The following is a 19,541-nucleotide window of genomic DNA, read 5'->3' as shown; positions in this document are numbered from 1 at the left end:
CTTTTTCTTTGCAGCCCTCCATCATTCGATGGTCCAACGCGTGAGGAAACGATGTACACGTTTCGAAGACCCCCTCCTGCCAAGTCGGTCATGTTCATGGTGAACTATGACGATGGTCGCACGGCCTATCTGTGGATCGATGATCCAGCCAAGGCGAACGATACCTGGGCTATCGGCGTGATTGCCCAAGCCCAGCAGGAGCAAGGCTCCCTGCCGGAAGGCACCATCACCAGCATCAGACGTGTCCGATAGGTGGCGCCGGTTAGCTGACGGGACGAATTGAGATCGATGAGTGGAATGAAGCAGAAAGATTTTAGCGAACGGCTGAGCACCGCCAGAGACGCAAAGCAGGCCATGGCCGCCAAGTTTCGTCAGCGGCCCGGCTCTGATGACCCAGCGGTTGCAGAACGCCGTGCCGCCCGTGCCGCCGTGAGTGCCGCGCGGGATGTTCGTCTCGCCGAGCGGGAAGCCCAGCGCCACGCCGAGAACGCTCGGCGCGCGGCCGACGAGGCCCGCCTTGCCGCGGAGCGGGAGGCGCTTGCTGCCGAGCAAGCCGAGCAGGAGAAACGCGCAGCCGCCGAGAAGGCCGCGAACGAGGTCATGTTGGAGGCCGAGCGCAAGGCCGCCCGCGATGCCCGCTACGCGGCCCGCAAAGCTCGGAAGTAGCGACCCCTTTCAAGTCACATCCTGATGGTTGCGTCCGATCCAGTTCGCTCAGGAATGAGGAGATTGACCGATGTCACACAAGTTCAAAGTCCGGCCACTGGCCCGGCTGAATCAGCCCGGGTCTTCTGACGCCCAGACGACCTCCGCGGCTGTTTACGAAGTCGTGCGGCTGATGCCGGCCGATCAGACGGGCGAGGTTTCGTACCGGATCAAAGCAGGTTCGATCGAAAGAGCCGTTCGCGAGAGCGAAATTCGCAGCACGTAGTGTCTCCTGAACTTATCGCCTATCGTCGAGCAGCCACATGCTGGGACGGCTCGAACGCAACGAGCAGAAAGGATATCCATTGCAGGTCTTGGTACGCGACAACAATGTCGATCAGGCACTCAGGGTGCTCAAGAAGAAGATGCAGCGCGAAGGAATATTCCGCGAAATGAAAGCGCGGAAATCTTACGAGAAGCCCTCTGAGCGCAAAACGCGCGAGAAGGCGGAAGCTGTGCGGCGGAGTCGCAAACTGGCGCGCAAGCAGGCGATCCGGGAGGGGCTGATCGCTGCTCCCAAACCCAAACCCCGTTTTTCTGGACCGCGTCGACCTATGACTGCTCCCGGCGCCGGATCCCCTCCTCCGACGGCAGAGTCGAAGGTTTAGCCTGTTTTGAGGTAGAGGCTCGTCTCGAGCTCAGGCTCTGCAAGTGGCGCACGGAGTCTCCTGTGCCACTTGGGATCCCATTCATCAGAGACGAACCTGGAGAAGTCAGCCGATCATCTCGATGATGTGGCGGATCTCCTCGCGTGAGAGGGCAGACGGTTGTGGTTTGGCGGCTTCCTTGATCCGCAGGGTGTCTTTCGATGGTTGCGGCTTGTGCTTGGGAAGCTGGGGTCGTGTTGAAGTCAACATGGAATTCCTGTCGCTGATCGGATCATGTTCCGAGCAGCCTTTCGTGTTTGAGATTGTCGAATGCGAAGAACCGACCTGTCAGTCCGCTTGGGCAGACTTGAGTGTAGCAATCGATTGGAACGGAAAGCAGGCTCGGCGCTCGATCACAAGCAAGGGAGAGCAGGCCGAACATGTCGGTTGATTGGCTCAAGATGGACAACAACTTGGTCTTTGGCAAGATCGAAACCATCGCGAGGGCGACAAGCTCCTTTACGGCGGTGTGCCTTGTATTCGCCGTAAGTCGGCACTAGATAGACCCTATCGATTTTGGCCGGACATACAGTCCGTTCTGCCCTGGTACCCCGCCGGGCGCACGTTCAGGCACTCTTCCCAAACATCAACCAACCGAATGTGAGTTCGCGCTCTCGCACCCTCCGGTCACGTGTGCTTGCGCCAGCGAACGGCGGCATGACATTCCTGTCAGCCGCCTCGTAACGCCGACCTTCGGGGACGGCCTTTGGTTTACAGAAAAGGATTATCGAATGGCAAAAGAGGAACTGATCACCTTCGAGGGTGAAGTCGTGGAGATTTTGCCGGATGCCCGCTTTCGGGTGAAGCTTGAGAGCGGACACGAGATCGTCGCCTATACAGCCGGCAAGATGAAGAAGAACCGTATCAAGACGCTCGCCGGCGACCGTGTGACTGTCGAGATGTCGCCTTACGATCTCGACAAGGGCCGGCTGATCTTTCGCCACAAGGATGCTGGAGCTGGCGCTCCCCGTCCGGGAGCTCCGCGCCGTCCGCAGTTCCGCCGCCGGTAAGGTGTGCCACGGAGCTCCGAGGAACAATCACGATGCTTGAAAAGACTTGGACTTTTGAGGCTGGCGACCGCGTACCCGACTGGCTCATGCGTCAAATCAATTGCGTGCTGTGGTTTGACCGCGACGCTGTCGTCGTCGAGAGCAACAGCGAGTACCTGATCTACCCGGCCACTTCTATGAGTGATGACGACACGATGGTTCTGGCTGAAATCATCGATCAGCAGTGCGACGCCGAGGTGGAGCATGTTCTGCCGATCCGAACCCATACGGCTCCCCGGTCGATGTCTCTCAATTGATGTGCAGGAGGCTTTCATGAGCCACAAGTATTCTGTTGGCCAGTTGGTTCATGCTGCTGGGACGCACTTTGCCGACCGCACCAGCGGCATCTATGAAGTCGTTCGTCTGATGCCCGAGAGCAATGGCGAATTCAGCTATAGAATCAAGAATATGGCGAGTGGGACCGAGCGCGCTGCAGGCGAGTCCCAGATTCGCCCCGCTGCTGGGGATCTGTCGCGCAGGCATCCGCAGCCGCGGACCGCTGATTCATTCTAAGGTCACCGACCGTGCCGCGTATCCGCTCAACTCTGTTCGATCTTCTGCTCGTCGTCTGGACAGGGCTGTTCGTGCCCGTCTTGGCGATCCTTTGGCTGTGCGGTTCCCCGGAGCTTGGTGTTCGGCTGGCGTCGCGGTTGTGGGCCCGCGGTATTCTCGTCAACTTGAGGTGGCTCGTTGGATTGACCTATACCGAGCGGGGTCAACACAACATCCCTGACGAACCCTGCCTGATCATCGCCAATCACCAATCGACGTGGGAAACGCTGGCGTTCCTTGTCCTGTTCCCGGATGTGGCCATTGTCGCCAAGCAGGAACTGCTGACGATCCCTGTCTTCTCCTGGTTCCTGCGCAAATCACCAATGATCCTGATTGACCGGGAGAGCGGCTCGAAAGCAATCCGGAAGATGGTGGAGGAAAGCCAGGAGGCGCTGGCCCAGGGCCGTTCGGTGCTGATCTTCCCGGAGGGGACCCGAAGGCCAGCTTCCGAGCCCATCACGTTCAAGCGTGGGGTGGAGTTCCTCTATGCAAAGCTTGGGCGACCGGTCCTTCCCGTCGCACTGAACTCCGGCCATTTCTGGGGACCCGGCCGCTCGTACAAAAGAGCGGGGACAATCTCGGTCACTTATCTCGATCCGATTCCGCCTGGTCTTGCCGCCCGCGAATTCACGCGCCAGGCAGAGCAAGTTCTTGAGGCCGAGAGACGGTCCTCCTGGCCCCAGGCAGCTTGATTCCGAAATCCGGCGATCCACCGTCTCGCCGGATTCAGGATGTCACCCGCCGGGACAATCCGGCTGACTGAGCTGGCGCTGGCCTTATCGTTCAGTCACCAGCTCGACGACGGGCTCGAGGCTGGCATAGGGCAATGTGAACTTCTCGCCCCGGAACAGCATCGGCACGTCGGCCCCGCCTCCAATGCTGGAGGTCAGCTTGCCACGAACCGTGAAGGTCTCGCCGGCGGTCACCTGCCCCCAGGGCTCATCGATGTGATCCATGATGCCAAGCTCGTTCAGCTTCGCGTCCAAGGTCTGGTTCCGAGCATGTTGGGACAACTCGTGGAGACCTCTGTCGAGGTCAGAGCGCATGGCCGCGTATGCAGGGTTGCGAACTATATAGCGAAGCTCTGCGTCCTGGACGAAGCGCCAGACCGACCCGATCACCATCTGCTGTTGCTTGGTGAGCGGCGTCTTGCCTGGCTTCACCGTTTTCTCCGGTTTCCGGGCCGTTTTTGCGTTGGCGGGAGCCTCCGCAGGCTGAACATTGGCGATCAATGCCCATTTGCCTGACCACATCACGGCCCGATAGTCGCCACGCGTCAGCCGATCGGTGAATTCCAGGATATCCTGGTCGATGGGACGTTTGCCACCACTGGCCTCGAAGTATCGCAACCGCATCTCGTCCGGCAGGAGCAGGTAGAAGTTGTCGCTCTTCACGTCCACGTCGAAGATATCGGTGACCTTCACGACCTGATCGCGCGTGGCTGGCGCCTCGACGCCGTCGCCGGTCGGGAAGACCATGGTTCCCTTGGAAACGCGGATGTAGCCGCCAACCTGAATCTCCGACATCTGTTCTTCGTCTCTCTGTTATGGGGCTCAATGGAGGCCGAGAAATCCAAGGGCTAGAAATGGGAACGGCACCCGAAGGTGCCGTTTCTGTTGCTAGGCTGTCCCGAGCCCCGGATGGTTACGCCGCGAGGCGCACTGCACCCATGTCAACGTTGTCGTTGGCATTTATGAATGTGCACTATCAAGGCCGTAGCTCAGCCTAATCGCAACCTAGCCTTTATTGCGCCCAGTCGAACCCATGTCGCCCCCATCACAAACACACCGGGGCAGCGGCCCGCCCTCAAGGAAGGCCAGTCGCCCAAAATCCGTCTTGCGGCACTTGGGCGGCCGGTGTGCTTGTGGTGGAGGCGGCGGGAATCGAACCCGCGTCCTAAACGCCTATTCCACTCTGCCTCTACGATCATAGTCAGGCGAACCTGACATATCCGATATAGGGGTTTGCCAACCTGATTGCTAGAGCATCGGATGGATCCCAAAAGTGCAAGTCCACTTTTGGGTCCGATGCTTTAGGCACAAGATCTACAATCGCGTCTGTCGAAGAAGCAAGGGATGCTTAGCAACGTCGTGGCTCTCTGCTCTTCACCCCAAACTCACGCCATGCGATGATGCTGGCCTGGACTGCCTCCCCGGTCGTCCCATTCCGCCACTCCCCGTTCATGCGCTCACACGGGAATGGAAGGATGTATGTGCCGACATGATCCTCTGCCAGACCCTGCACCGGCAGCCCACAGCCCGGATACCCGTCGGATGTGAAATCCTTTAAACGGGCAGTTCGCGCTACCATGCACCCGCTCCGAGTATTCCGATTTACCAATAGATCGATGGGGCAACGCTACCGTAGAAGCACGATGATACCAATAATGCCTTGAGCTAAGATGGAGCAGCACTCAACGTTAACCGGCCTCTCGTTCCACGGGAAGGGTCGTTCCCTATGCAGCCGCTTCATCATCGGGCCCCTCCGGTTCTTCGGCCAGGCTCTTAGCCTTGTTGAGGTGAGGAGCTTTGGCCAAGCTCTGTTCGATCAACTTGCGAGCCTCGGTCTGGGTCAGCTGGCTGGATGCTGCCACCTCCCTGATCATGAAGTCCAGGGCACCTTCGAAGATCTGCTGCTCGCTGTAGGAAGCCTCCTGCTGCTCTGAGCCGCGGTTGAGATCCCGCAGAACTTCAGCAATAGCTGTCAATTGCCCAGTCCCGATACGCTCCTGAAGCTCGTTGGAGCGCCGGCTCCACACGCCGCGCTTGGCCATTGCCTTTCCGCTCAGGAGGTCGAGTGCCTGCTTCACCACCGCATGGTCCGAGAGCTTCCTCAGGCCGCTGCTCTTGGCTTTTGCCAGGGGAACCCGAAGGGTGAGGCGATCCTTATCGAAGGTGATCACAAAGAGCTCGAGCTTGAACCCGGCAATCTCCTGCTCCTCAATCGCAGTGATCACACCCACACCATGGGCCGGGTACACAACCGTTTCACCGATCTCGAAGGAAAGGGCATTGTTCTTCTTGGTCATTCAGACATGATCTCCGTTAGGCAGAGGCGAGGCTTCAGTCGAAAGAGCCTGTGTCGTAGATGCCGGGCTCGCGACCGTCGCGTCAATGCACCCCAGGTTTGCAGAACTCGAAGCATCTTACGCGGTTCCCATGGAACGGCTACGCTCCATTCGGTAGATCCAGCAGCGTCTGGATAGAGTGCGCACTACACCCCGGAATCGGGCGGATCATCGGCTCTCGGTGATCCGAGGACATTGCGAACACCTCGGGAATGTCTGTTGTCCCCTTCGTCAGCAGACATCCGGCCTACTTCGCAAAATGTGCCAGGAAGAGACATTCCGGTTCTATGCACCAGTTTTGTAGAAGGCTGTTCATCGAACGCCCCGCTGTAAGATCAAGGTTCGCCCTACGACGTCCTGTTCAGACGAGCGACGCCAACAGGAACGCAATACAGGCTGCAAGGCCAACAACTGTTCGCATCGGGTGGAGCGGGCCCGACCGCTGGATCATGGTTCGGCCCTCGGGACCAGCCGCTGCCGGATCAGTCGCCATGAGCCAGTAGTTTGCAGGCATGATGGCCAAGTACATCAAAGGCCAGTTGGCTATCATGATGAGCGCGCCCAGCAGCCATCCGATGTGGCCGGTCGGCCACCAAGCCGCGAGACCGGGCAGGAGTCCTACAACGGCCAACGGTGCCTGCATGGTCAGTCCACGCTTTTAGGAGTACTTTCACTCGGCGAGCAGGGATCGATCGTCAAGCCCGAGACGGGCCGGCTGCTCGGCCATGTCGATGGAGAGGGCCGCTCCCGAGAACACAGCGGCGACAACAAGTGCGGGCTGATCGGCGATCATGGCAGGTTATCGTAGACAACACTCATCATTAGGCTTGCCATGCTTTCTTCGTCGAAGAAGTTGGGGGCCGCTCAGCAGCCGATGCAGATGCCCCTTGTAGCTCTTCTCAGCCGGGCATCCCTCGCACGCTCTGCGGCTTCGGCCTTTTTGCGGACAGCGGCAGCCATTGCCGCGCTTTCTTCTGAGTTATAGACTCTTTCGGTCGTTGCCTTCGACTCTTCCTTAGCTGCCTGCGCCTGAGCAACCTGAGGGGCAAGAGCAGGAACCAACATGAAAAGGGCCATCAGAACGCGCATCGGTCGCCTCCGCAGAGAATTTGATTGTTGGAGCGTAGCACACGCCTGCCAAACAAGATTTGGTTATTGCGCCGCTAACCAGTCACTTAAGAGTGACCGCTGCTTTTGCGATTAAGGTCGAACGCTTTTTGCAAGCGGCCACCTAGAGCATCGGATGGATCCCAAAAGTGCAAGTCCACTTTTGGGTCCGATGCTTTAGGATTCTTTTGCAGCCGTGGCCCTTTCAAAGCGCGAGTAGCCCACCATATAGAATAGATCAGCGGCTCCTCAGTCGACCGCTGTCCTTTTGGGCGCACTCCCGCACCTCGAAGTGCCGTAGGCTCTGAGGTGTGTTATGAACAAATCATCGAGATCAAGTCAGCCCTATCAAGCTGTCATCGTAGACCCGTCGACCGGCCTCGCCACCATCGAAACCTTGGTTTGGGATAACGAAATGCAAGCTCGTGAGTGGGCGTGCAGTCTTGCCCACACGAGCCGCGTGCAACTCTGGCATAACGAGAGGATGATTGGCTCCTGCACGCCGCCTCTGGGTCCGACAAAGTCACCTTTGTCCTAATCTTGGCCGCCAGACCGTCCTTGAGATCGTTGCGCAAAGGACTGCCATGCCTGTCGATATGCCTCCAACTCCCAAGAAGGCGCCAGAAACTCAGGAAACGTCAGCCGGCTGGCTTACAGGAACACTGAACTGGAGTGCCTTCGTTATAAGTCTTGGACTTTGCCTTTGGATGATCAACCACAGCGTTGGATCAACAGAGTACACCCATGCCCCACTCAGTTCCGGCGCTGCGAGTGCCGAGGACTAGATCTCATCCAATGAGCTTCATGGTTTGCCTGGCCTCCAGAACCGTGACAGGTCGGGAACCCGGAACTTTCCCAGCGCCAGTTTGTTAACAGCAGTTGTTCAGCCGCCCGGTGAGGCCCCGGCTGATGCCAGGGGCTTCCATGTCAAACCAGGATCTCCATCTTACACTCCTTGAGTCGGAATTCAGCCGGGTCCTTGACGAGCACTCAACCGGATCACGTGGTGAATCGGCTCGTAAGAGCAACAGTCCGGGCGAGGCTCGGCTTCGGGATCGCACACGCGACCGCCGCTTCCGCCAACTGCTCGATGCCCTGCCGGCGGCGGTGTACACAACGGACGCAGCCGGGCGCATCACCTTCTACAACGAAGCTGCCGCTGAGTTATGGGGCTGTCGGCCCGAACTCGGCAAGAGCGAGTGGTGCGGGTCCTGGCGGCTGTTCTGGCCAGACGGAACGCCTCTGCCACACGATCAGTGTCCGATGGCGGTTGCCCTCAAGGAGAACCGTGCGATCAGGGGTGCCGAAGCCATTGCCGAGCGCCCGGATGGCATCCGGGTCCCGTTCATCCCGTTCCCAACCCCACTGCACGATGCATCAGGCACGCTGGTCGGTGCGGTGAACATGCTGGTGGACATTACCGACAGAAAGCGCGCGGAGGATCAGCAGGCGCTGCTGGTTCGCGAGCTGCATCATCGGGTCAAGAACATGCTGGCGACCGTTCAGGCCATCATGGGCTCGACCGCGCGTGCCTCAACGACGATTGAGGAGTTCCAGCAGGCGTTCACGGGCAGGATCATGGCATTGGCCCGAACTCATTCGAGCCTCGCAGAAGACGAGTGGCAGGCCATCTCCCTCCGAAACCTTCTGTGCCATGAGCTCGAGCCCTACGATGACGGCTCCCCGGGCCGGGTGCTCCTCGACGGTCCTGCCGTTGATCTGCCGTCGGCCACCGCCATTCCATTGGGAATGGCCATTCATGAACTGACGACGAACGCGGTCAAACATGGTGCCCTGTCTGTCCTGGGCGGGTCCGTGGCGGTCTCATGGACGCTTATGGACGAGCCGGACCATCCCGAACTCACCATCGAGTGGGTTGAGCGAAACGGTCCGGCTATCGGCCCGCCGACCCGGAGGGGCTTTGGCTCCCAGCTCCTGGAACGTGTGCTGAGCAATCAGATCGGTGCGCACGCCATGGTCTCCTACGAACCGGAAGGACTGCGAGCGCACCTAAGGGTACCGCTTCCATGTCGCATGTCTGCCTCAGTCCAATAGACAGTCGCGCCCACCCTTAGAGCATCGGATCGACCCCAAAAGTGGACCCACTTTTGGGATCGATCCGATGCTCAATTCCTTAAATGGCGCATCGTTCGGAGCGGACCCAGCGGGCCGCGCAAGCGAAAACCGGGTCCACTTTTCCGCACGATGCGCTAGCACCCGCCGCAAACCGTTGACGATCGCCCAGCCTCTTAGACGTCCGGCAGCGGGTGAATGTGCATCGGATGGGCCTGATCAATACTGAAGCAGCCCCTGCCCTGCTACGCACAATTCTGTCTTTGAAATTCGTCGAAAGCAGACAAGATTCATCTAAATCATGTAGGAAGACACACAGCACTTGTTATCAACTAATAAAGAGTCTATATAGTTTTTATCGGATTTTGGCCGGACAATCGGGTCGTTTCGCTTTTGACACTGTCAGGCGCACGTTCGGACTTTCTTACCATTACATCGACGAACTGAGTTGAGGCCGCTCTTTGGCGCGCCTTCCCTCACGTGCATCCACAGCAATCGCGAAAGGTTACACCAATGATTACGGGCACAGTAAAATTCTACAACGATACGAAGGGCTTCGGCTTCATCCAGCCGAACGATGGCAGCAAGGACGTCTTCGTTCATGCCACCGCCCTTGAGCGCGCTGGCATGCGCGGCCTGGTCGAAGGTCAGAAGGTCTCCTTCGACACAGCCGAGGACCGTCGCTCCGGCAAGATTGCCGTCAACAACATCGAAACAGCGTAACTGGTGATGATCGGCTCAGGACATAGGCCTGTGCCGCTCGGTCCTGAAGCCGCTCCCTTGTGGGGCGGCTTTATTGTTTGCGCTCGCAATCACCCGGCAGCGGTTGTCCGCCCATCCCTGCCCTGCCTGACAGCCGTCGGGCTCCAGGAGCAATGAATGTCTCACAAGTATAAACTTCGTCAGCTCGTCCGCATCACCCATCCGAATTTCTCCGACAAGCGCGCAACGACAAGCGGCATCTACGAGGTGACCCGCCTCATGCCGGCCGATCAGACTGGCGAGGTCTCCTATCGCATCAAGTCGTCCGGCTTCGGCGAGCGTGCTGTGCGCGAGAGCGAGATTACGGCGCAGGCGTGAATCATTTGACCAGCGCAGACGCCTTCTTTCACGGATCGCAGATCTACGATCCTGTCGCCGTGCTTCGACAGGGCGATGAGGCCTTGTACGTTGCTCGGGTCGGCCGGAAGGCGTCCCGACAGTTCATGATCCTCACGCCAACAGGTGAGCCTGCGTGGCCACACGAGCCGCTTGGTAGTCTCTCGGATGTGGGTTGGGCTCTTCGAGCACACGCGTGGCATAGCGTGACGCCCGAGCCGATCGGCGGGAGTGCTCAGCAAGCCAAGACACTGGCGCGGTTGCTCGCGGAGCGAACCTGACGATCATCAATACAGAGGTGAATGCATGGATGAGGACACATCGCTCGCAACGCTTCTGCCTCTCACCCCCAGGAGGCGCACCATGGTCGATCAACCAACCAATCTTGATGCCCATCGCGGCATGGCAGCCCAGAAAGCCACCGACCTTCGACGTCTGCGCTCCGAGGTCGAGGCCGACCAGGCAGCACTTCACGCAAGACAAGCGGAACTCGAAGATCTGCTTGCGGCCGCACCCGCCACCGACTGGCCGGAGGCTGTCGAGAAGGCGCGCTATCTGCTGGGTCTGCTCGCGCAGAACTTGGACGCCGCCGACCTGCGTCGGCGCAGGCTGATCGACCGGGTTCTGGCCGACTTCGATCATCTGCTCGACAAGTCACCCCACGACTGAGACGAATTTTCCAGAACCCAACTGACAATGGAGATACCCTATGGCCAGAGGCGAAAAGCGCGGCAACCGCGAGGCAAAGAAGCCGAAGCAGGACAAACCCAAGAACCCAATCCCGGTCTCTCCCGTCGTGACCCAAGGCAAGGGCAGCACCCCGCCTAAACCATCCGGCGGCAAGCGCGCATCGTAGCTGGGCCACGACGGGAACGAAGCCACTGAGGCTTGATCCAACACCCGCTGACATCCTTCAAGAACGAGCCGAAGAGCGGGTGGGTGCCTTCGGCGCGACGGCGGCCCGTTCGTCGCTGCAGTGGAGGGCATCCGCATGCTCATGGTGGTCACCGACATCACGACCATCCAAAACCGCCAACAGCCGCTGCTCCTCAACGAGGACCATCATACCGTCTTCGTCAAATCCCGTCGCCACGCGGATGGGCTGAAGGGGGGTCATGCGGCGGCCTGATCGCTCTCCAGATGCAGGTAGTTGGGGTCAAACTCGCCCACCTGCTTCAACTTCTCCCAGTCAGGAATGTTCAGCCGGTCGCCCTTCAGTTCGATCAGACCCTCGGCCCGCATCTGCTGAAGCACCCGGTTGACGTGGACCGGAGTGATGCCGAGCGCATCCGCGAACTCACCCTGAGTGATGGGCAGGTCACAGGCATGACCCTCGACCAGGCCCACCGCCCTGAGGCGCACCAGCATCTCGCACAGCACATGGGCCAGACGATTGTAGGCCTCGCGGCGGCCGACATTGGTCACCCATTCCCGGAAGATGGCCCCCTCGATCAGGGTCTCGCGCCAGAAGGCAGCAGCGATGCGCGGATGGCGGGTGCAGATGTCCCGCAGGTCTTCATGTTTGATGAACCCCACCCGGCACTGGGTAAGAGTGGCGATGCTAACGTCCAGAACCTTCAGGTGCAGGCTCTGCAAATCGGGAATGTCACCGGCAATGCCGAAGGACACAATCTGGCGCTTGCCGACTGTGGTGACTTTGTAGGTAGCGGTGAAGCCGCTCAGGATCAGACAGGAACGGGAGGGACGGTCGCCTTCGCGCACGATGTCCTGATGGTCTTTGAGCGTGGCAGGCTGCATCGGCAGGGTCTCAAGCGCCTGCCGCTCGTCATCCGTGAGCGTGAAGATGCTCTCCAGCTTGCGGATCATCGGATTGTAATCGGGATGGAAAGAAGCGTGCATGGGGAGCTCCTCCTGTTTGCAGGCGGGAGCACACGTATCTCTCAGGTATCAGCGCCTAGGATCGCTTGCTGATAATGATCGTCTTGTAGCACATAAATCAGTGTCCGCCTCTGATCTAGGTTACTTTTTGCGGAAAAACATTGTGTTGATATCGTGTTAGTCGACAAGTCTGAGTTCATCTTTGTTCTTCCAGCAGAAATCGACGCTTCAGCTTTATTTCGAAACCCAGGAAAGGACGAGGCGCATCTCCGATAAAGAGCCCTACAGATCAATGTGAATGAGGCCAAGCATCTCGGAATGTTGGCGGAGGAAGAGGAGCGCAAGGTCCAGCATGCAGCTTCCCCACCGGAGCCCCAACCACATGCGTGGTCCCTACGTTGGAACAGCGAACAAGGCGCGAAGCCAAGCGTTGACGGCTACGATCCCAAGCCTTGGAGTGCCTGTGCCTCGCTATTTCTTCGACACGTACGACGGGGATGTCCTCGTCCCCGACGACGTGGGGCAGGAGCTGGAAAACCTTGAGGCGGCTAAGGCCGTTGCTCAGGAGGAACTGCCACTGATGGCCCAGGACGAGCTGCCCGATGGTGACGAACGCACGTTCATCGTCAGCGTCAGGGACGAGGCGGGACACGTGGTGCTCCGAGCTGCACTCTCCCTGATCGTGGAATACCCTTCCGTGAGGGCAGACCGTCCGCAGAGGTAATCTTCCCAGCATGTCTACCCCGAGGTCAGGAGCGTCTTGAGCAGTCGCACGAGCGTCTCGGGATGGACGGGCTTGCTGAGGAACAGGGCTCCCTCCGGCAGGTCCCCTGACTTGGGCGCGGCACGACCGGACGCGATCAGGATCCCGATGTCCTCGCGCTCCGAACGGACCCTCCGGGCCAGCTCGAAGCCGTTGATGCTCCCACGCGGCATCTCTACGTCGGTGACCACGGCGTGGATACCCGAGACGGCACTCAGAACCCGGAGCGCCTCATCGGCATGGGCGGCCTCGATCACCTTGAAGCCGGCATCCTCCAGCACATCGACGAGGGTCATTCGCACGAGCGCCTCGTCTTCGACAACCAGAATGAGAGCACGCGGGTAAGGGTTCGGGCCAGGCATGCCCGATGAAAGAGGGAGCAACGGTCTTTGTTCCTAAGGTCAAGATCTCAAACAATGCCTCCTAGATAGGCGTGGATCAGCCGGGGTCGACCCTTGAGAGTTGGTGCTGAGACAACTTTGCCATTGCCTCTTTCTGAGATCAGGAGCCGATTGCTGTCACGCTGGCTATCACGCCTCTTGGAACCAAGCGCAGCCGCTGGGCTTTTCCAGCCTTGCAGTAAGACAACCCCGATGGGGATCTGAGCAGGAGGCATGATGCCGAGAAGGAGCGACAGTCCCAGCCCTGAACTTAAGCGCATGCACGAGTACCAGCGTGCGCTCGCCGCCTTCGGCCGGATTGCCTCCGAAGTTCTGCCGCGTGAGAAGCTGTTGCACTACGTCACGGCCCAGGTCTCGCGGGTCACCCATATCAGGCATGTGAAGGTGCTGTGCTACCGTCCAGACCATGGCGACCTGCTGATGGTGGCCGGGGTGGGCTGGAAACCTGGCGTGGTGGGTCAGACGACCTTCGCCCTCGACAATGCCTCTGTCGCCGGACGATGCATGCAGACAGCCGCTCCAGTGACTGTCGAGGACCTGCCGAACGATCCTGAGTTCCGCATGCACCCGAGCCTGCGCGAGCATGGCATCGTCTCGCTCGTGAACGTGCCGGTGCGGATCGATGGTCGCATCTGGGGCGTGCTGGAAGTGGATGCTGAGGAGCCACGGACCTTTGACGAGGGCGACGTGACCTTCCTGACCATCATGGCCAACATCCTGGGCGTGGCCCTGTTGCGGCTGGATACCGAGACCAAGGCGGCGGAGGCGGCCGCAGGGTATGCGCGGGAGAAGTCCTTTGCCGAGGTGGTCCTGCGCGAGTTCCAGCACCGGGTGAAGAACAACCTTCAGACGATCATCTCCTTCCTGGCGCTGCAACGGCGGCACGCCTCGACGCAGGAGGACCGGGACCGCTTCGTGAGCGTCATGGACCGGGTGCATGCCATCGCCCTGGCTCAGGACCAGCTCTCGTTCGAGGCTGGCATCAGCAACGTGGAGTTCGGCGATTACCTGCGGGCCTTATGCGCCAACATCGACCCGCAACGGGAGACGGTGACCATCGATGTCGAGGCAGGGCGCGGAGCGCTGCTTCCCCTGGATCGAGCCGTGGCAGCCGGGCTGATCGTCAACGAATTGGTGACCAACTCGCTCAAGTACGCGTTTGATGAAGACGGCGGCACGATCCGGGTCAGCTTCACGACACGGTCCGAGCTCGGTGAGGCCTACCTTGCGGTCGAGGACAATGGACGCGGGATGGGACCGCCCCGCAAGGGTGGGCTCGGCCTTCAGCTCATCGACGCCTTTGCCAATCAGCTCGATGGGCAGGTGGAGCGGAAGCCGGTCGAGAAGGGCACGCGTACCTGCGTCAGGTTCCCTTTGCCGCTGTGATGTTCGGTCCAGTGGGCTGGTTCGCTCCTTGAACATGGTGGAAGGGCTGCTTTGGGTCAAACTGAGCCTTTGGGCTTGGCCGTATGAAGGTCAGCTTACCCTATGACGACGGAAGTTCGGCTTTCCTCCGCCCCGTGCCACGTCCGGACATTTCGTCGGCCGAGTCCATGCTTCGGCCGCCGCACGGCAGATGGCCACGCCCAGGGCGAGAACCGCCACCGACTCAAAGTGCTTGCAGCTCCGCTTGGGTCCAGATGAACCGGAAAAGAAATTCACTTCACAAGACGCTAGCCCTCGCCTGGGCAGCGTGAGGGGACCTGTGGGATGCTGTGTTGGCCTTTCTCGCGTTAGCCGGCCTTGGGAAATGGCACAACCGTGCCATCCCCCCGATCGACCTCTGTTCGGCCGAACGCCCTGCTCTGGCAGCCTGAGTACGCTCTGCGGCGGATCGCACATAGGACACCGGGGTTTCGCTCGGGCAGGGCTTGGCCAGAATCGCGCCCCCAGGCGGCAGATCTCCTCCCCTCGGCCATTCCCGTCCCGAGGTGATCAGGATTTCGGTGCTGAGCCATTGCTCGTAAACCTGGCGGGCGAGCGCGTAGCCGTTAAGGCCCGGCGGCATTTCGACGTCCGAGAACACGACGTCGACATCAACCCCGGCGCTCAGGAGGGTGAGGGCCTCGTCGGCGTTGGCCGCTTCGGCAACACGGAAGTCGGCTTCGATCGGCAGGTCAGCCGTTACCAACCGCACCAGCGGCTCGTCCTCGACCCGCAATACGGTTCCGAGAAACAAATGCGACACAGGACGAACAGAACGAAAGAATGGCGAGACGAAACGCATCGGCCACGCTTTGGTTCCTTCTCGGAGCATCGCGCTCCAATGCAGGAGCCGATCGATGGCGGTTGCGCTTGGCTTAAGCCGCCTCATTCTAGGCTTAAACTCATAGTTAATGCGCTCCTAACAAAACAACCGGGTCGAGTGCCGCAGATGGCGACTTGGACCAAATTCGTTCGGGGGGCATTCGTATGATGTCGATCTCTCGCTGCCTGGCTGGCGGCCTTGTGCTCACTTTGGCAACGGCGCTTTATTCCGCTCCGGTCTCGGCTAAGCCTGCTGCGCACGTAACCCTCACGCCGGAGCGGATGTCGGAGCTGCGGCAGATCAACAGCCATGTGAACAGCACCATTGTCGAAGTGTCCGACATGGACCAGTACGGACGCGAGGACGTCTGGACACTTCCAACGAGTGGCCGGGGCGACTGTGAGGATTTCGCACTGCTGAAGCGCAAACTGCTCTTGCAGCGCGGCTGGCCGACCTCGGCGCTGTCGATCTCGGTCGGCACGACCTCGTCCGGCGAGCCGCATGCGGTACTTGTCGTGACAACGGCCAGTGGCGAGTACGTCCTGGACAACCTGACCTCATCCATCCTGCCGCCCGCCCAAACAGGCCACACGTTCCTCTCACGGCAGACGGGTCGCGGGTGGGTTTCGGCTTCGGGCGCAAGAACCAGCGAGCCGACGGTGGATCTTCCCGTCGCCCGTAGCCTGCCCGTAGCGCAGGCCGGGTTTCGCCGGCCGCGCGGCTGACCCGCTCCCTCTCCAGGTAAGCCGTGGAACTGAGTTGGCTATAGGATCGTTGCACCGTTTGGGCCAAATCAGCGTCCCGTCGAGTATTGCTTGCCCCTGATAGCTGAAGACTATCAGGGGCTTTTCTTTAGTTTGCGCTCGCAAGACAGGCTAAAGCCGAGGTGCGGGCAGGTATAAAGATTGAATACCCGTTAATTGGCGCAGGCATATCCACATATCGTCTGAAAAAATTTCCAGGAATGTGCCGGAACCATGTCCGGAGTTAGGCGTCATCTAGCAACCTGAGCCGCTCTTCTGCGATCAGCCTCCATTAGTACTCTCTTGTAAGGTGAACCATGAAGCGTTCGCACGCTCTCGCTTTGTCCGCGATGACCCTGTTTGTTGCCACGTCAGCCTCCGTTCAGGCCCAGATGCCCAGGTCAGGCCAACAGTGCCAGCCTGCCGTTGCCAATGCATCCATGTACGGCAACTGCCACCTCCGCATCGTCCAGGGCCAGGAAGTCTGCCGCTGCGCAATCCGTCCGCAGGCACGACGTGCGGTCGACCAGGGCACCAGAGCTGAGACGACCGGATCCATTGGGGCGCCCGGAACATCGTTCCTGGATCGGCTCTTCGGCTCTGGCACGAGTTCCGTCGCAGTCGGCACGTCAGCGCGATCCGCGGCGGGTTCTCCTGCAATTGCTGGTTCCGCGACGGGCAGGAGTGCGACCTCCTCCGGCAGCGTCATGGCAGGCGCAGTCGGGAACTCGGGTTCCGGTAGTGCAGCCGGACGATCCGCAGCCGGAGGCCTCGCCGGAGCCGCTCCAGGAGATGCATCGGCTGGCGCTTCCATCGGCGGGAGCTCGGCTGGTGGCAGCAGCCCGGCCGGCAGCAGCGGCGGCATCGGAGGCTCGAGCGGCAATGGCAGCCGCGGGTCGGCAGGATCCGGCGGCAACGCCAATGGTGCCGGGCCGGGCAATGGCAACGGACCGGGGAACGGAAACGGTCAGGGGCCGGGCAACAACAACGGCCTCGGCAACGGATCAGAGCCTGCCGACAACACCAGTACCGACGTGAAGGGCACCGATCCCTCCAATCCCGGTGGTGGCAGCGGCAACGCGGGTGCCGGGGGCGGTCGAGGCGGCAATGGCAATGGTGGCGGAAATGACAATGGGGGCGGTCATGGCGGGGGCAATGGTGGAAGGCGCTGATCATCGGCTCCTGCCGTCGGCCTGATAATCCGGCCTGTGCGTCCTTCCGATCCACAGGCCGACATAGAAACTTGCCTGGGCCCTTGGCTTCTTGAACAGCCAAGGGCAGAACGGGCAATTCTACAGGCAAGCGGGAGCTTCGCTCGCACTTTGGTGGAGGTTCTACAAGCCGCCTGAACCAATCACCCGGTTTGGGTGAAAAGTCCGCCCTGGGTCACGCGCTGACGATCCCATGCCCGCACGGAACTTCCGCTGTTCCTTGCCAGAGCAGACCATCGGTCACCTTCCGAGAAGGTAGAGTCGAGGATGGGCGCGGTAGCTTGGACCATGCGGCAACGCCCCGTTTCCCATCCCCGCTCATCGAACCGGACGTGCGGCGCTACCGCATCCGGCTCTCCGACCAGCTTCATCGCAAGGCCCACGGCGAGGCAGGTCGGGGCAAGCGTTCCAGAGCCAGCACACCGCGTTCACCATGGATCACGTCGTAGGTGAACTGTCGGGTGCCGCGCCCATGCACCTTATGCCGTCGGGCGAGGAAGGCACGCACGCGCTCAGTGACGTACTGGTCCATCCCGCGAAAGGCCGGACGAGATGTTCCATAGGCGAAGTAGTTCGACCAGCCGCACAGGGACCTGTTCAGCGTGTCGCGCACTTCTTCCCATGGTCCAGTGTGGCCGGGCGTCAGCAGGTTGGCGACCTTCGTCTTGAGCCGTTGCACGCTCTTCTTGGACGGGCTCGCGCCCAGATACCGTCGGCCGTTCGCCTTGTAATAGTGAGGCCCGAACGAGTAGCCGAGGAAGTCGAAGCGCTCCTGGCGGGCATCCTTCAGCGAGGTCTTGGCCTCGTTGAGGCTCAGCCCAAGCCTTGTCATCACGGCCTTCGTCCACGTCAGTGCCTCGGCCGCACGACCGCGGCTGAGAATGACGAAGTCGTCGGCATACGAGACCACATGGGCTCGGAATGCTTCACCGCGTCCGGTCAGCCGCCAATGCTTCAGGAACCGGTTCATGTAGATGTTGGCGAGCAGCGGGCTCGCGACGCCACCCTGGGGCGTACCCCGCGAACTGCTCTTGCCCCCGCTCATGCGCCGGGTTCCATCGGCATCCCGCTCCTCGATCGGTGCCTTCAGCCACAGCCTGATCAGCCGCAGCACGGAACCATCTGCGATCCGCCGCGCCACCGATTGCAGGAGTTCGCGGTGTGGGATCGTATCGAAGTAGCGGGACAGGTCAGCATCAACCACATCGGTGTAGCCCCGGCAGATCAGCCGGTGCACTTCCTTGACCGCATCCACCGCCCCGCGAGCGGGGCGATAGCCGTAGGCATTGTCCTCGAAGTCGGCCTCGAAGATCGGCTCCAGCACGAGCTTTGCGGCGGTTTGCACGACCCGATCCCGGATGGTCGGAATGCCGAGCGCTCGCTCGCCGCCATCCGGCTTCGGGATCGTCACCCGCCGCACCGGATCGGGCCGGTACGTCTTCAAGACCAGTTCCTCGCGCAACCCCGCCAGCCAGACTTCCAGGCCTTGCGTCTCGATCTGCTCGAAACTCATCCCGTCCACCCCTGGAGCCCCCGCATTGGCGCGGGCCAACCCATAGGCGTGACGGAGAATGTCATCACGATAGATCTTGTCGTAGAGCCCATAGAAGCGGAAGGCAGGCTGCGCCTTCGCCTTGCAATAGAGCTTTCTCTGAAGGATCCGGATCTTCTCAGGTGTTCCTAGACTCATCGTCAATCACCCTCACCTCCCCAGCTTCGAAAGCGCACCAGAAGTCAGGGTCCTTTGCTCCGCCGGCGTTACCCAGCTTCAACGCTCGTATGACCCTGTCCGACTCCCGCCTTGGCCGGCGTCTGACACCACCGTTGAGGCCGCTACCCTCGCACAGGACGGGTCTCCCCCGATTACCCGCATCACCCTTCCGACGTGCCGTGCCCACTACCCCGGCGGATCGAGCGGGTGCATGTGTCGATTGCTTCCCCGCTCGCGCGGCCTTCCCCAAATGGCAGGAGGGTCGGCATCCGCATTGTCACTTTCGAGGCCTGCTCAGGCTTCACTCACGTTACGGCCCATCGGATT

At 60.5% G+C, this 19,541-nt stretch carries 27 protein-coding genes and 1 other RNA gene; 18 read left to right on the top strand and 10 right to left on the bottom strand.

Going from position 1 to position 19,541, the window contains the following annotated elements:
* Positions 1–51: 51 nt before the first annotated feature.
* From NF876_RS04850 to NF876_RS04810, 9 genes are all read left to right on the top strand, one after another.
* The gene (locus tag NF876_RS04850) at positions 52–252 is read left to right on the top strand and encodes a hypothetical protein (RefSeq protein ID WP_262267718.1); all 201 of its coding nucleotides are present in this window, start codon (positions 52–54) and stop codon (positions 250–252) included.
* A 45-nt stretch (positions 253–297) separates the two neighbouring features.
* Complete coding sequence (locus NF876_RS04845) at positions 298–666, top strand: DUF6481 family protein (RefSeq protein WP_315974424.1); 369 nt, start codon at positions 298–300, stop codon at positions 664–666.
* A gap of 70 nt (positions 667–736) precedes the next feature.
* Positions 737–931 carry a hypothetical protein gene (locus tag NF876_RS04840; RefSeq protein WP_262267716.1) on the top strand — a complete coding sequence of 65 codons (195 nt, stop codon included), beginning with the start codon at positions 737–739 and terminating at the stop codon, positions 929–931.
* 79 nt (positions 932–1,010) lie between these two features.
* A complete protein-coding gene (gene rpsU / locus NF876_RS04835) occupies positions 1,011–1,313 on the top strand; it encodes a 30S ribosomal protein S21 (protein ID WP_262267800.1) in 303 nt (100 codons plus the stop codon).
* Between the two features lie 247 nt (positions 1,314–1,560).
* Positions 1,561–1,743, top strand: a complete 183-nt coding sequence (locus tag NF876_RS04830; RefSeq protein ID WP_262267715.1) for a hypothetical protein — start codon at positions 1,561–1,563, stop codon at positions 1,741–1,743.
* Between the two features lie 340 nt (positions 1,744–2,083).
* Positions 2,084–2,362 carry a translation initiation factor IF-1 gene (infA, locus tag NF876_RS04825; protein WP_262267714.1) on the top strand — a complete coding sequence of 93 codons (279 nt, stop codon included), beginning with the start codon at positions 2,084–2,086 and terminating at the stop codon, positions 2,360–2,362.
* Positions 2,363–2,394: 32 nt separating this feature from the next.
* Positions 2,395–2,658 carry a hypothetical protein gene (locus NF876_RS04820; RefSeq protein ID WP_262267713.1) on the top strand — a complete coding sequence of 88 codons (264 nt, stop codon included), beginning with the start codon at positions 2,395–2,397 and terminating at the stop codon, positions 2,656–2,658.
* 16 nt (positions 2,659–2,674) lie between these two features.
* Positions 2,675–2,914: a hypothetical protein gene (locus NF876_RS04815; protein ID WP_262267712.1), complete on the top strand. Its 240-nt coding sequence runs from the start codon at positions 2,675–2,677 to the stop codon at positions 2,912–2,914.
* A gap of 11 nt (positions 2,915–2,925) precedes the next feature.
* Positions 2,926–3,645, top strand: a complete 720-nt coding sequence (locus tag NF876_RS04810; protein WP_262267711.1) for a lysophospholipid acyltransferase family protein — start codon at positions 2,926–2,928, stop codon at positions 3,643–3,645.
* A gap of 84 nt (positions 3,646–3,729) precedes the next feature.
* On the opposite strand, the gene NF876_RS04805 is transcribed toward NF876_RS04810, so the two are convergent.
* The 5 genes from NF876_RS04805 to NF876_RS04785 all read right to left on the bottom strand — a co-directional run bounded on the left by NF876_RS04805 (position 3,730) and on the right by NF876_RS04785 (position 7,109).
* On the bottom strand, positions 3,730–4,479 hold the full coding sequence (locus NF876_RS04805; RefSeq protein WP_262267710.1) for a hypothetical protein: 750 nt from the start codon (positions 4,477–4,479) through the stop codon (positions 3,730–3,732).
* A 76-nt stretch (positions 4,480–4,555) separates the two neighbouring features.
* Positions 4,556–4,939, bottom strand: a transfer-messenger RNA (tmRNA) gene (gene ssrA / locus NF876_RS04800).
* Positions 4,940–5,408: 469 nt separating this feature from the next.
* Positions 5,409–5,981, bottom strand: coding sequence for a CarD family transcriptional regulator (locus tag NF876_RS04795; protein ID WP_262267709.1), 573 nt, complete (start codon positions 5,979–5,981; stop codon positions 5,409–5,411).
* A gap of 709 nt (positions 5,982–6,690) precedes the next feature.
* The gene (locus NF876_RS43100) at positions 6,691–6,813 is read right to left on the bottom strand and encodes a hypothetical protein (protein WP_315974425.1); all 123 of its coding nucleotides are present in this window, start codon (positions 6,811–6,813) and stop codon (positions 6,691–6,693) included.
* A 71-nt stretch (positions 6,814–6,884) separates the two neighbouring features.
* Positions 6,885–7,109, bottom strand: coding sequence for a hypothetical protein (locus NF876_RS04785; protein ID WP_262267708.1), 225 nt, complete (start codon positions 7,107–7,109; stop codon positions 6,885–6,887).
* 942 nt (positions 7,110–8,051) lie between these two features.
* Between NF876_RS04785 and NF876_RS04780 the strand changes: the two genes are divergently transcribed.
* The 6 genes from NF876_RS04780 (at position 8,052) to NF876_RS04755 (ending at position 11,427) form a co-directional block, all read left to right on the top strand.
* Positions 8,052–9,182 (top strand): sensor histidine kinase, encoded by a 1,131-nt coding sequence (locus NF876_RS04780; RefSeq protein WP_262267707.1) that lies wholly within the window; start codon positions 8,052–8,054, stop codon positions 9,180–9,182.
* 531 nt (positions 9,183–9,713) lie between these two features.
* Complete coding sequence (locus NF876_RS04775; RefSeq protein ID WP_262267706.1) at positions 9,714–9,923, top strand: cold-shock protein; 210 nt, start codon at positions 9,714–9,716, stop codon at positions 9,921–9,923.
* Positions 9,924–10,079: 156 nt separating this feature from the next.
* Complete coding sequence (locus tag NF876_RS04770) at positions 10,080–10,280, top strand: hypothetical protein (RefSeq protein ID WP_262267705.1); 201 nt, start codon at positions 10,080–10,082, stop codon at positions 10,278–10,280.
* 381 nt (positions 10,281–10,661) lie between these two features.
* Positions 10,662–10,967 carry a hypothetical protein gene (locus NF876_RS04765; RefSeq protein ID WP_262267704.1) on the top strand — a complete coding sequence of 102 codons (306 nt, stop codon included), beginning with the start codon at positions 10,662–10,664 and terminating at the stop codon, positions 10,965–10,967.
* Positions 10,968–11,007: 40 nt separating this feature from the next.
* Positions 11,008–11,154 (top strand): hypothetical protein, encoded by a 147-nt coding sequence (locus NF876_RS04760; protein WP_262267703.1) that lies wholly within the window; start codon positions 11,008–11,010, stop codon positions 11,152–11,154.
* Between the two features lie 135 nt (positions 11,155–11,289).
* Positions 11,290–11,427, top strand: coding sequence for a hypothetical protein (locus NF876_RS04755; protein ID WP_262267702.1), 138 nt, complete (start codon positions 11,290–11,292; stop codon positions 11,425–11,427).
* Here NF876_RS04755 and NF876_RS04750 read toward each other — a convergent pair.
* Positions 11,412–12,158, bottom strand: coding sequence for a Crp/Fnr family transcriptional regulator (locus tag NF876_RS04750; protein WP_262267701.1), 747 nt, complete (start codon positions 12,156–12,158; stop codon positions 11,412–11,414). The two genes, NF876_RS04755 and NF876_RS04750, sit on opposite strands and share 16 nt — an antisense overlap.
* A 442-nt stretch (positions 12,159–12,600) precedes the next feature.
* Between NF876_RS04750 and NF876_RS04745 the strand changes: the two genes are divergently transcribed.
* On the top strand, positions 12,601–12,861 hold the full coding sequence (locus tag NF876_RS04745) for a DUF6894 family protein (RefSeq protein ID WP_262267700.1): 261 nt from the start codon (positions 12,601–12,603) through the stop codon (positions 12,859–12,861).
* Between the two features lie 14 nt (positions 12,862–12,875).
* Here NF876_RS04745 and NF876_RS04740 read toward each other — a convergent pair whose 3' ends face one another.
* Complete coding sequence (locus NF876_RS04740; RefSeq protein WP_262267699.1) at positions 12,876–13,283, bottom strand: response regulator; 408 nt, start codon at positions 13,281–13,283, stop codon at positions 12,876–12,878.
* A 234-nt stretch (positions 13,284–13,517) separates the two neighbouring features.
* Between NF876_RS04740 and NF876_RS04735 the strand changes: the two genes are divergently transcribed.
* A complete protein-coding gene (locus NF876_RS04735) occupies positions 13,518–14,687 on the top strand; it encodes a sensor histidine kinase (RefSeq protein WP_262267698.1) in 1,170 nt (389 codons plus the stop codon).
* Between the two features lie 277 nt (positions 14,688–14,964).
* On the opposite strand, the gene NF876_RS04730 is transcribed toward NF876_RS04735, so the two are convergent.
* The gene (locus NF876_RS04730; RefSeq protein WP_262267697.1) at positions 14,965–15,528 is read right to left on the bottom strand and encodes a response regulator; all 564 of its coding nucleotides are present in this window, start codon (positions 15,526–15,528) and stop codon (positions 14,965–14,967) included.
* A 185-nt stretch (positions 15,529–15,713) separates the two neighbouring features.
* On the opposite strand from NF876_RS04730, the gene NF876_RS04725 reads away from it, so the two are divergent.
* Positions 15,714–16,274 (top strand): transglutaminase-like cysteine peptidase, encoded by a 561-nt coding sequence (locus NF876_RS04725; protein WP_262267696.1) that lies wholly within the window; start codon positions 15,714–15,716, stop codon positions 16,272–16,274.
* 1,022 nt (positions 16,275–17,296) lie between these two features.
* Here the strand turns inward: NF876_RS04725 and NF876_RS04720 are convergent.
* Positions 17,297–17,437, bottom strand: a complete 141-nt coding sequence (locus tag NF876_RS04720) for a hypothetical protein (protein ID WP_262267695.1) — start codon at positions 17,435–17,437, stop codon at positions 17,297–17,299.
* Between the two features lie 433 nt (positions 17,438–17,870).
* Positions 17,871–19,193 (bottom strand): group II intron reverse transcriptase/maturase, encoded by a 1,323-nt coding sequence (gene ltrA, locus NF876_RS04715; protein ID WP_262267694.1) that lies wholly within the window; start codon positions 19,191–19,193, stop codon positions 17,871–17,873.
* Positions 19,194–19,541: the final 348 nt, after the last annotated feature.

This window comes from Microvirga yunnanensis (assembly GCF_025460875.1).
This window is presented reverse-complemented; position numbering and strand designations above follow the sequence as displayed.